At 31.1% G+C, this 12,815-nt stretch carries 9 protein-coding genes and 6 pseudogenes; all 15 read right to left on the minus strand.

What is annotated here, in order from left to right:
* Positions 1-506: pseudogene (locus C1G57_RS05775) on the minus strand (transposase); the annotation flags it as partial.
* Between the two features lie 50 nt (positions 507-556).
* A pseudogene (locus tag C1G57_RS05780) lies at positions 557-1,678 on the minus strand (putative cross-wall-targeting lipoprotein signal domain-containing proteiin); the annotation flags it as partial.
* A gap of 159 nt (positions 1,679-1,837) precedes the next feature.
* A complete protein-coding gene (locus C1G57_RS05785) occupies positions 1,838-2,473 on the minus strand; it encodes a hypothetical protein (protein WP_000222716.1) in 636 nt (211 codons plus the stop codon).
* Between the two features lie 578 nt (positions 2,474-3,051).
* Complete coding sequence (locus tag C1G57_RS05790; RefSeq protein ID WP_024394858.1) at positions 3,052-3,801, minus strand: LytTR family transcriptional regulator DNA-binding domain-containing protein; 750 nt, start codon at positions 3,799-3,801, stop codon at positions 3,052-3,054.
* 14 nt (positions 3,802-3,815) lie between these two features.
* Positions 3,816-4,685, minus strand: a complete 870-nt coding sequence (locus C1G57_RS05795) for a GHKL domain-containing protein (RefSeq protein ID WP_226313481.1) — start codon at positions 4,683-4,685, stop codon at positions 3,816-3,818.
* 460 nt (positions 4,686-5,145) lie between these two features.
* Entirely contained in the window at positions 5,146-5,301 is a 156-nt protein-coding gene (locus C1G57_RS05800; protein ID WP_000794567.1) for a hypothetical protein, read from the minus strand.
* A gap of 21 nt (positions 5,302-5,322) precedes the next feature.
* Positions 5,323-7,471: pseudogene (locus C1G57_RS05805) on the minus strand (peptide cleavage/export ABC transporter).
* A gap of 203 nt (positions 7,472-7,674) precedes the next feature.
* A complete protein-coding gene (locus C1G57_RS05810; RefSeq protein WP_002935101.1) occupies positions 7,675-7,866 on the minus strand; it encodes a hypothetical protein in 192 nt (63 codons plus the stop codon).
* Positions 7,867-7,954: 88 nt separating this feature from the next.
* The gene (locus C1G57_RS05815; RefSeq protein ID WP_237375153.1) at positions 7,955-8,227 is read right to left on the minus strand and encodes a DUF3884 family protein; all 273 of its coding nucleotides are present in this window, start codon (positions 8,225-8,227) and stop codon (positions 7,955-7,957) included.
* Positions 8,228-8,255: 28 nt separating this feature from the next.
* On the minus strand, positions 8,256-9,572 hold the full coding sequence (locus C1G57_RS05820) for a glycosyltransferase family 2 protein (RefSeq protein WP_105114135.1): 1,317 nt from the start codon (positions 9,570-9,572) through the stop codon (positions 8,256-8,258).
* A 190-nt stretch (positions 9,573-9,762) separates the two neighbouring features.
* Positions 9,763-9,921 (minus strand): annotated as a pseudogene (locus tag C1G57_RS05825) (putative cross-wall-targeting lipoprotein signal domain-containing proteiin); the annotation flags it as partial.
* A 415-nt stretch (positions 9,922-10,336) separates the two neighbouring features.
* On the minus strand, positions 10,337-10,837 hold the full coding sequence (locus tag C1G57_RS05835; protein WP_105114136.1) for a DUF4411 family protein: 501 nt from the start codon (positions 10,835-10,837) through the stop codon (positions 10,337-10,339).
* A 3-nt stretch (positions 10,838-10,840) separates the two neighbouring features.
* The gene (locus tag C1G57_RS05840) at positions 10,841-11,947 is read right to left on the minus strand and encodes an ImmA/IrrE family metallo-endopeptidase (protein WP_105114137.1); all 1,107 of its coding nucleotides are present in this window, start codon (positions 11,945-11,947) and stop codon (positions 10,841-10,843) included.
* 65 nt (positions 11,948-12,012) lie between these two features.
* Positions 12,013-12,204 (minus strand): annotated as a pseudogene (locus C1G57_RS05845) (CHAP domain-containing protein); the annotation flags it as partial.
* Between the two features lie 110 nt (positions 12,205-12,314).
* A pseudogene (locus C1G57_RS05850) lies at positions 12,315-12,815 on the minus strand (DNA (cytosine-5-)-methyltransferase); the annotation flags it as partial.

The following is a 12,815-nucleotide window of genomic DNA, read 5'->3' on the forward strand; positions in this document are numbered from 1 at the left end:
TACTGAATTTGTTTGAGGTTTCCTTTTTCCGTCCGTGCTAACTGGTCTAACTCTTCACTAGCTTGTACAGGATCAGCTTCGTAAATCTTAATATCTTTCTCAAATCCATACTTGTCCGTTCTTCGTGAATAATTCTTAAACGAGTAGACAACCCCATCTGGTTTTATCCACTGGTCAGAATCTTCTAGATAGGTCCAGTTTTCAGGATTGGCATCACTCTTCTTGTAGCTTTTCTTCTGCTCTTTCTGATATGTTCCGTAGGGGATCAGAGGTGTTTTCTCCAGGTCATCAAGGATAAAGCTATAATTTTCTTCACTACCATAACCTGCATCTGCGACAATGTGTTGAAAGAGTTCTAAGGTTTGGATGGATTGAAGAAAAGGCTTGAGTGTACGAGTGTCAGTTGGATTCGGATACAATCCGTAAGCCAAGGCAAACTGGTTGTTTGTACCAAGTTGAAGGTTGTAACCGGGTTTGAGCTGACCATTTTTCATACTCGCTCTTTTATTTCAAGGCTCGTGAAGAAACAGTCTCTCCCCAGACTGTTTCTTCACGAGCCTTTCGAAATCTCGGCCAGGTCACGTTGATAGCGTTCCATTTCTTTGGCATTGTAGGCATCAATCGCTTCTTTTTCTTTTCTAGCTGCGGCTTCTTTTTCCTGATTGCGTTTTGTAATGGCTTCAATCTCAGCTGTACGATTTGAAACTAATAGTTGTTTCTCTTGATTAGCCTGATCAACTGCGGCTTGGCCTGTACGGTTTTCAGCATCTACAGCTGCTTGACCTGCCTGATTACGCCTTTCAATGGCTTCGTTATCTGCTTTTGCCTTAGCAAGTCCAGCCTCATTTTCTTTTTGAATGGCCTGATTTTTCGCAACAATATCATCTGCCTTAGTTTTCTTTGTTAGATAATCCGCTACAGCTTGTTCGTTAGTTGATTGAATGGTTTCAACAGTCTTGCCATAGTTTGTATAGTCTAATACAGATGTCCCATTTCCTGATGAAACTACTTGTTCTTTTACTGTCACATCAGCATCTGCATACTGAGTTTTTAGGTCATTGACTTTGGTATCAACCCAAGCATTTGTCTCTTTACCAGTTTGGTTGGCCTCTTCGTAGGCCTGTGACAGCACCTTATTTTCCTGTTCAATGCGTGCTTTATTCGATTCGTATGTCGCTTTGTCAGCTTTGTAGGTTTCAGTAACTTCATTGATAGCCACAACTTGGTTTTGGGCATCTGCTTCAGCTTTTGAAATTTGTTGGCTTGTCTCTGACGCAGAAGTTGTATTCCCCAAATCCATTGGGCTATCTTCAACCGTAGAAACACCTTCAGCCTTTGCCTGTTCCACTGCTTGTGTTACCGTATCATGTGGTACGGTGACAGCAATTGCACCGTTAGATTGTCCAGTTGATGCCATACTTTCAGTTTGTTCAGAAACAGGGGTTGGTTGTGCTTCTGGTAAATTCGTGGCTGGATTTTCCGTTCGTTGAATGGTGGTGTCAACTGATGATGTGACTTCGTCTGCATGTGCAACCGTCCCACCCCAAGCAACAACAGCTGTCACCATGGTTCCAAGGGCAACCGAACATAGAGTGCGATATTTTTTACTCTTGCGAAAGACGTGTTTCTCGCCTTTTTCCTGATTGACAAGAAAGTGATGATTACGTGTTTTGGTCATAAATAGTCCTTCTTTTCTTTTTTATGTAGCAACAAACTCGTTACTCTTTCCTCATCATAAAAAAGAAGGCTTGATTTTGTTATCACAATTAGTTCAGGGAAAAGAAAAAGCCACCCACAAAAAGTGGATGACCTGATTATCAGCATATCAATTTTTACATTAAGACGGCCAATTAACCTTTCTAACTTTAGCAGTCTTAAAGCGTTTCTTGTCAACAAGTTTCAGCTCTATTTCTCTACAATTTGTAATTAAGGTGTCGTTGATTTTAAGACTTCTTGGAAAGTATTGATTTCCTTGTTCATGTGATAATTCAACGGTATAACTAATACCATTACTTAATTTGAAGACCACAAAATAAATATTATCTCTTCTAAATCGTTTACCAACTTTTCTATTCAAAATACCATCCGTTGTATAAAATTTACATTCCATCACATGTAACATTTGATAAAGTAGTAATGTGCCAACGATTTTGAATTTATTTTCGTTAAACCATCCATTATCAGCCTTATTTAGACGCTGCAATGTCCAATCATCCTTTAATCCTTCAAAAATACTCCCTGCATTATTAGTTGGTAAATTGACATGATGATCTCTTGATAATCCTAATAGATGGGGAATAGAGGAATTTGGGACGGAGAGAACAATTTCAGGATAGTTCTCCATATTTGTCTGATAAACGTATTTGTACTGAGAAACATATTTCTCAATAGTATTGGCCAAACAAGACATATCGACATTGAGAATATCAATCTCTCCATCAAAGGTCTCGAGCCATTCTAAAGTATATGTCATTTTATTTTTCTCCTAAAAAAGAGAAGGAAGCAGGTGCTTCCTTCTCTTCCACGTATTGAGTTTCACCTCACGCTAGATATGCCCTATCTATTCCTCAAGGGTAGGCAGTCCTGCTATTCTTTTTCTCAACAAACAGTTTGAACTGAGTGCGGAGCCCACAGGCGGGTGCAGACCATATCCACTAGCCCACAAGTAATTTATAATCTTTATTTACCCTTATTATACGGGATAACTCCTTATTTGTCAACACTTACGTTGACTCTCACTAGTCCCTACGCATGAATAAAATACATGTAACTACTTTCTAGATACATGCATTTTCTTCAAAAATATTTCCACAAAATTCACATATATACATAGGCTCATCCTCTTTTTTTTCACTTATTTTATAACAAAATTTCGTGATAAGAAATATTATTTTTATTATGAAAATCGTTATCTTAAAACAATATTTTCTTCATTCGTCTAACGTACGTTCATAACTAAAGATATATCAAATTTAGTAAAATTTAATTTGTACTAAAACCTAAATAACTTACATAAAAAAGAAAGAGTTTAAATTATCAATTATATATACTTCATATTATTCCTTTATTTCTTAATCTAGTTTTTACATCCTTAATTCTCAATCTAGATACAAGACATGTTGTTCCTTCAAAAAATTTTACTTCTCTTGTCTTCGAACTGTACTCAGTAACATTGTACACATTTATTATTGTTGAACGATCTACTTTTTCAAAATAATTCTTACTATCTAAATCTAGAATATCATTCAAAGTACCATAAAATTCTTTAATAAAATCTACTGTATAAATAATTAATCGATGCGGTTTAACTGAGGTTTGAATAAAAAGTATATCGGAAAAAGGTATGCAGATACCAGTTCTGTTCTGGTAACTATATCTTAACAATTCCCCATCAGATTTTTTCTTAAATGAAATTATTACTTGTTCCAAACACTGCTTTAACCGATTACGAAATTCTGTTTCTTTAAGATCTTTAATAATAAAATCTAATGCCGAAAGATGATATTGAAATACTAGGGGCATCAGGTCGGAATATGAAGTCACAAATATAATAACTGCATAAGGATTATTATTTCTTATTTCTTTAGCAATCTCAAAACCTAAATTTTTTTGATTGCCAATTTCTAAATCTAGAAAATATATCTGATTTACATCTTCTTGATTCATATACTCTCTTAATGCCTGTATTGTTCTAGCACATTCAATATTGATATGAATATGTAAAGACCGAGCTACATCATAAAGAGCAGATTCTAGTCGCAACTGATGATGAATATTGTCATCCAGAACAATAATATTCATAACATACCTCCAGCTTACATTATTTTCAAGATGTGAGTAAAACTATCATAATCTATTTGTGTTTCTAGAGTCAAATTATCATGCCTATTTACCAGTCTTCTCAAGTTATATAACCCAATTCCCCTCCCCTCACCTTTACTTGAAACCCCTACCTCCCAGATAGTTCTCTTATCTAAAGAGATGGGATTTCGACTATTCTTAATAACTATTGTAACAATGCTCTTATCTCTATATAAAGCCACTTCAATTAAAGGTTTTTTTGAAATAATAGCAGATTCAATTGAATTAGTCAACATAATAGATAATATTTGAATCATCTCTAACATTGGTACATTGACTTGAGATATATGTCCAGACACGTAACAATTGAATTGTATATCATATTGTTCTGCTTCCAAAATTGATTGAGCCAGCATATTACGAATAGCTAAGTCTTCAATATTTTTCAAATTAAATGCTGAGTATTCGTTCTTTTGTAGATTTCTATTCATCTTAATGAGAACTTCTTTATAGATAATGCTTACTTCATCAATATTTTTTTCCTGAATCGCAGGCTCTAAACTTGATATAATGCTAGCGAAATCATGGCGAATCCCTCGTAAATCTTCATATAAATCACCTAATTTATCAACAAATTTATTAAGATTTCTATTCTCTTCTTCACGGCGAATTACTTCTAAATTTACTTCGTAAATTCGTTGCTGTGATTTCATATATTGGGCTAAAAAAAGAAATAGAAGAAAATGGGCTAATGCAACTGTAGGTCCAAATATCTTGATAACTGATAAATTAGATTGTAATATAAGCGTCCATATTGTAATAGACAAAAGCATAAAAGCAAATATAAAATTCCCAACATAAACATAATTTTTAAATGCTTTCATCTTAACTATTTCAAAATCTAAATTGATTAAATTAAATAACAAAATCAGCAAAACCAATGGAATAGTATATTCTATAAATCTTATCATAATAAATCTGTCAAAAAAATAAGTGTAAATCTCATCAAAATTTAGCAACCTATTTAGAATGCTTTGAAAAAATCTATGAATTGTATCATAACTTAAAACAATATAAGAAGAATAGAAAAATGATGTCGGCCCTATCATTCTTAAATATAAATCTAAAAATACAATAAAAATATAGTATGAATATCAAAGTCTCAAAAATATAATTAATATTTACCGAAATAAAATAAATTATAGCATAGATAAGCCAACAATATCTCGGTATATATACCCTTAACGACTGGCATATATAAAAAGGTGGAAGAAATATTATAGACACCATTAAGCAAAAATTGAAAAAAACATGAATTCCATTAATAAAAAAGTTATCCATTTATCAATTCATTCTCCCCTTTCCTCTACAGTTTATTAAATCACAAAAGAAATGATTTACTTTATCAAAGACAGTATCTCCTCCACCTTTTATAGATTTCAAATTATCCGTTGATATTTTAGGAAAATTTCTATAATCATCTAACAAATTATTTTTCATATTAACTCCTCAATTTTAAAATTAACCTTTTAATATTTTAGAATAAAACCCTTGTTTTAATATCAAATCTTCATGATTTCCGTTTTCGATTATCATACCATTTTCTATGACAAATATCCTTTCAACCTGTTCTGTTATATTGAGACGGTGAGCAATAAATATTACAGTTGTATCTAAGCTCATTAAATTATCAATAATTTTTCTTTCCGTTAAATTATCCAAATTACTTGTTGACTCATCTAAGATTAATACCGAAGGATTGGTTAATAATGCACGTGCAATAGCAACTCTCTGAAGTTGACCTCCTGACAAAATGCTATGTTCAGGGGAAAGTTCGGTCTCATATCCTAACGGTAAATTCTCTATAACAGATTTTATCTCGGCAATCTCAGTAGCTTTATTAATCTCTTCAAATGAAATTTCATCTTCAACACCTAATAAAAGATTATCTAATATAGTACCGTTAAAAATATAAGGTTTCTGGGGTATATAATTAATCAATTGTCTCAAAGTCTTCTTATCAATATCATTAATATTAATTCCTCCAAATTCAATACTTCCATAGGTAGGAGGCATAAAATTAACTAACATTTTTGCTAGAGTTGTTTTCCCTGAACCAGAAAGACCAACAAATGCTATTTTACAACCTTCCTCGATAACTAAATTAATATCTTTTAATAGAGGCTGGTTATAGTCATATTTGTAGGTTAAATTTGAAATTACTATCTTACTAGAATTCAATTTAAAATTTGTTATGAAGAACTTATCCTGAAATTCTGATTGAACCGAATAGATTTCTTCTAATCTATTATACGCAACACTTGCTGATTGAAATTTAGGTTGTAAATTAATAATGTTCTCCAGTGAATTCAGAAAATAAAGTTCTAAAGTATTAAAGGTTATCAAAGATCCCAATGATATTTTTCCTTCAATTACTAAAATAGCACCTTGCCATAAAATTAATACATTAAACAACAATTGAGTAAAATTTTTTAACACATCTTGAAACAACTCCATTCTACTATAAAAAGTAATTTTTTTATAATAATTACTAAATTCGTCTTTTATTTTTTTATAGCGATCAACCTCACTAGTAAGAGATTTTATTGTCTCTATTCCATTTATATCTTCTATAAGAACTGAGGAAAGTGAAGCTCCTGCTTCCATTACACTAGTTTTACTATGTCTAAATGGTTTCATGAATAAAAAAATTACTAAAGCATAAATTGGAAACGCAATAATTATAATAAAAAATAAATAACTACTTTGCAAAAAAAGTACAATTGATACTCCAGTAACTATTGACACATCTAGTATTACAGATAAAATTATACTAGATAATACTTCAATTATGATATTAGCATCTGGAAATCTAGAGACAATATCGCCATTTCTTCTTGTTGCAAAAAAAGATAGAGGAAGTTTAAAAAGGTGAGCAATATATGACAGCATTATATTTTTTGAAAGTATTTGACTTAGAACTGTTATCAATACCCCTTGACCAAATACAAAAAACTGTTGCATAAGATAAATAACAATTAGGCTTATTGACATTAGATTAAGAAAATCCAGCTCCCCTTTAGGAATATAAGAATCAATTACTCTCTTTAAATAGTATGAACCAATTATATTTATAAAGTTTACTGCTAAAGTTAATAATATAATTAAAAAAATTAATTTCTTTTGATTAAACAGTAAAGTAAATAAAGAAGGAAAACTTGTCTTCTTTCTTTTAATTTTGTACTCATGGTTTGGTTTTAATAATATAGTTATCCCTCTCCATTCTGCAAGAAACTGTTCTTTAGTTAGTTTAGATAATTTTATCAGAGGATCAGGATCAGCTATATAAATATATTTTTTATCACTGCCAATAATAACATAGTAATGATAAAATTTATTATTCTTATTTATATGTACAATAAATGGAAATTTTATATCCTCTATGTCAAATAAAGAAATATCTGCATAAATAGCTTCAGTATCGAACCCTAATTCATTGCCACAGAAACTATACTAAATGCAGTAGTCCCATTTTCAGTTGTACCTAACATTTCTCTAAGTTCTGCTAAAGAATAATGTGAATTATAGTATTCTAACACCATGGCAAAGCAGCTACTCCACAATCTTTTGAATCAACTTGAGCACGAAAATGACGTTTCGAAAATTTCATTCACTCAATATACTCCTTACTAGTATTAGTGTTTAGCCTTGATATATTATAAAATGACTAATGAAGCATAATAAAGTTATATGCTATCTATAATTAAAATATTGGAGCAACAACTAGGGATCAAACACAAAAATGGGTGAGATTTTCACCCATAAAAATTATATAGCAAAACTTACTCAAAAAAAAACTCCCCTATATTATTATCAATTTTTCTTACATACACGCCTCATATAGGCACAAGAACTTCCTGGATCAGAAGTACCTAAGCCAGCTAAAATTATATCATGAGCACAAGTTACTATCGCCCATTTACAATTAGCACTTTCCGATGCACCTCCTCTTATTTCATTAAGAACTGTTTTAGAAATCTTATTAAATTTTTCCATTTGAGTCATGATGTTACCTCCTAATAAACTGTTTTATAAATAAAGAGTAAGTTTTATATTATATGTAAAATTAAAATTGTGGATTGTTTGTTCAATTTCAAAATTCAATTTCACTATTTGTGGAAATCGGAAAATAATCTTTAAAAAATTTAATCTTTGCTCCGTCTGTAATCTTTACATTTTTTAAAATATAACTTTTAAAATCGTCCGGAGATAATATACTACTGCAAATCCACCTTTTGCCAGAATTAGTAAACCATTCTCCAATCTCCTGAAATTTATTATTAAATAAGGGTTCTTGTTCTAATTCTGAAAAATCAATTATATAAACTGTTTTATAAACTTTTTTATATAAATTACTTTTTATCATAAATCTTCCCTCCAATTGATTCAGTCGCTTAAAAATCATTACAAGAATATGATTCATCATGTATTTTTTGAAAGTAATTAATTAAATTTTCATTAATGAAACTAGGATAGTCTCTGATATTTAAATTTAGTTCTCTAAATATTAAACCACTCTCTTCAAAAAATCCCCCTAAAAATAGATAATATCCCAAGAGTGAATTTATACAATTAGGAGAAAATATATTTTCAGAAAATAAACATTTATTATATTCTTCTAAAAAACTCTTCATAGAATTTAAAATATCCTCTTGTATTAATCTGAATTCACGTGCATATTTTAAAAAAATAAAATCTGAATGTCCTGAAACTTTTTTTTCAATTAGATTTAGATAACAATCAAAAAGAATGTAATTATTTTCATCAATCATTTTTGACAAAATAAACATAATTATATGTACAGAAAAATAATTTGAAATGAAATTATTTTCAGATACAATATTTCCTTTTTTAAATATTGATTTACAACTATATTCAAACATCTGATTCAAATTGATTTGACTATAATTATCTCTAAAATAGTAATAACACCACCTACTATCTGTAGGGTAATCTAGCATCGTCTTTAATAATAGCTCATTATAATAGCTTGTCTTCTCTTTATTTTCTCTTTTTTGTCCATAAACATTAATTTTTAGATTAGCATAATATATATCTTTGTTATTTATTGAATAGAAGGATTCGTGTACTCTACCTCTATATTGAAATGCCCCTGTGTTACTAATTAACTTTCCTGTTTTATAATAATCACTCCCTCGAATTATATTAAAATTAAATACAGTATCACTTAAACTATCAAATAATTTAAAATATGACAAAAGTAACTTTAAATTTTTGAAATCATCAACAACCTCATCAGCATCCAAAACTAATATCCAATCACATGAAGCATGTGAATTAGCATAATTTCTAGCCTTTGAAAAATCATCACACCATTCAAATGTGTACAAAAAAATTTTTTCACGTGATAACTCAGTTATACATTCTAAAGTACCATCAGTAGAACCTGTATCAACAATAATAATTTCATCAGCAAAATCAATAATACTTGCTAAACTTTTTAAAATAAAGTTCTCTTCATTTTTTACAATATATACTACGGATACAGTTGTTTTTTTTCTATTAGTCGCAAATTGATTTATTTTATCTATCAAAGTTGCGTCATCATTTATTCTTGAATACTCCCAATCTATGGAGTCTATTAAATCATAAATTTGTACTAATTCAAGATAGGCTTCATCCGAAATCCTTAAATTATCTTTATTATTCTTTAACCAGTTAGTATCTGGAATAGGATTTATTAAACTCATACGTGTCTTCCAGCCTTAAATTATTTTCATTGAAGATATTATACAACAAAAACTATATCAAAAGGTAGTTTGTTCTTAAAATAGTCATTTTTGTTCTTAAGTGTAACTTTAAATAGCAGACTTATGCTAGTTCATAATCACAATTGTAGAATCTCTGAACGGTATTATCTAGCGAAAGTGTTACAACTTAGTCAGCTTGTGCTACTTGGCCACCCCAAGCGACAACAGCCGTCACCATACTTCCAAGAGCTACCGAACACAGGGTTCGGTACTTCTTGCTTTTACGGAAGACATACTTTTCTGCTTTTTCCTGATTGACTAAAAAGTGATAATGACATTGCTTGGTCATAAAAAAGTCCTTCTTTTCTTTTGATAAGTAGCAACAAACTGTCACTCTTTATTAGATACGAGAGCGTTATGCGAGCATGACAAAAATAGGAGTTTTGACGAAGAACTTTCCGTTCTAGGAGAAACTCACTTTTTTGTACAGCTCGTAGCCCAAGTTCAATACCATCATAAAAAAGAAGGCTTGATTTTGTTATCACAATCAGTTCAGGGAAAAGAAAAAGTCACCCATAAAGAGGTAACTTAAGAAGTCCGAGTAGCAACAATGATTGCAGTAAAAAACGAATGATGATGCGTAGTTATTAAACCACTCTTCAATCATTCGTTAATAAGTTATATATTAGATAAAATAATTTCTATTATTTATGATTTTTTTATAAGAAGTACTTTTCAGTACCCTACTCATAAAAGGAGACTTTTTAAACAGATAAACCAATTTCCTCAAAGAACTCATTCATTGAGATACATTTTACTCCTAATTGGTCACACACATCTGGAATTTTAGCATTTTTACTAGGGTTTGCAGAATTTAAATTCACATTTCTTACTTCATCAGTAACTATAGTATATTCCATACTTTTCGCAATAGCTATCAACCATGGGTCCGCAATATCATCATTTGCCCATCCTTTTTGTGACATAAGTGTTGCATCTTTATAGTAAGGACTACTCTGGATATACTGAATAATGGCCCTCCACTCTACCACATAAGACTTATGATCAATAATGGACTTAGTGTAGTTATTCGATAACCAATCTCTAAACCACTCATCTTGGTAATTTTCCGAGACTACAATTTTAGGAATCACCACACTTGAGTTTAAAATACCAGCAAAATTTGACCAGAAGGTAGGAAAAAAATCTTTACGATAATATCTATCATAAAAGTTTATGTATATATTTGAATCTAATAAATACATTTATCATCCTCCCCTGCTTAATATTTTATATCCTTTATATCCAACCCCTACGATACCAAAAGCATCTGTATAAGTAATTTTATTTTGTTGAACAGCATTATTCACATGATTGAAAAAATTAGAATCCATTCTGAATCGAAGGTTATTCTGATAATTACCTCCACCAGATTTTTTTTTATCTTTTTCTCTTGATTTAAATTCAGCTTCAAGTTCTCTTTGTAAAGATATAAAGACCTTTCTTGAAACCATTGATAAATCATATAGTCGTCTTAAAACAACGAACTTACTTACTTCAAATTTTCTAGATAAATTATCAAGACTGGTTCTGATATCGATTTGATTGTCAAACATATCACTAATTAATTCTTTTGGAACTAAAATCTCCGCTGTTATTGAATTTATTATTGCTTCTGTCTTACTTCGTTTTTTTGGAACTTCACCATCAAATAGATCACTATCCCCATATAATAAATGGACAAACTCATGAATTAATGTGAATAACTGTCCAGTCTTCGAATCCAACTGATTAATAAAAATAATCGGAGCCTTCTTATCAGATAACACGAAACCTCTAAACTCATTTAGATTTAACGGACGATGTGTATTATCCTTATACTTACCATTTAAAAATATGAAAATTCCTAATTGACCGAGTATTTTTCTATAATTATTAAATCTTCCTCTGGTAATTTCATTCCCTAAAAATTCTCTTGCTTTCAAAATTACATCTGAGTAATCATCATCAAAAGTAAAAATACCTACAAAAGGACATTCATTCTCAACTATTTCTTTCAAAAATTCTTGTTTCTCTTGCATTTCAATAATTGTATCTTTTAATTCAGAACTGATATCAGATAAAAGTTGTGAATTGAATGTCCTAAAATCAACATTCAAAGAGCTAGGAGAAATCGGCTCTTTTAATAACAATAATCCAGTAGGAACATTTATCATTTTAGAAAGTGCAGATATTTGATTAAAGGTAGGCTCTAATTCCCCTTTTAAAAACTTATCAATATTAGGTAATTTTTGTCGTAAATATTCGATAGGAGTATTAGAGTTACGAATATATGTAGATAGAACTTCAGTATTTACATTTAAACGTTGAATCATAAACTGCCTCCCATACTTTTTAATTTATTTTACCAAAAAATTTAGAAAAATTCTATATTATTTTTTTATTTCGTCGTATAGACAAAACTCAAGCTACTATCCACTCCAGATAATTTACGGAAGGTGTAGTTTGGATTGCCATTATAGTTGGTTTCTGAGATAAGGAATGAGCCATCTGGGTAGACTTTCTCCACAAAAGCCACATGTCCGTATTCTGTTGGTGTACCATGTCCTCCTCCCGCAAAGGAAAGAATAGCTTTTGCAGTAACTGATTGGTTTCAACTTAGTGAATACGTTCCTCTAATTCAGTACACTCTAGGATACTTTTCTTATGTAGTAGGTTCATGTTTTTCTTCCTCTTCCATTCTTCTCCCACTCGTCCCCTACGTTTGGTTGAATCTGGATAAGCCAGATTGACTGAATCTCCAAGAGTGGCCTTTGCGCACCCTGTTTTTGTGGCTTCCTTGATTTTCAGAAATGGCAGCTCCTCCCTCAGCAAAATCTTTGGCACCTTGTCTCCACCTTGCATGGTGGTCAAAGTCGGTGACAAGCCAGATATGTCAAATACTCTTCCAGTCTGATCAAAGCTAGTCGGCAGATTTCCTGCGACAACAACCCCGTGTCTGTCTTGACTTGTCAAAGTAAACATAGGGTCTTGATTGTCCTTAAATCGACGACCATGTTGCCGTTTTTCTAGTCTATCTGGTGTTAAGACTGGAATGGCGATTTTAGCTCCCTCTCCTTTACCTCTTGTTAGTGTAGGAGCAAGTCCATTCGTCAGATAGACTTCACCATTCAAACCACGTTTAGAGGGATTGATATTTCCTAACCTTTCAAGATGAGCTGGGCTGTTTTCTCTTCTGAGAGG

The sequence above is a fragment of the Streptococcus suis genome (assembly GCF_002960425.1).
GTDB lineage: Bacteria > Bacillota > Bacilli > Lactobacillales > Streptococcaceae > Streptococcus > Streptococcus suis_S.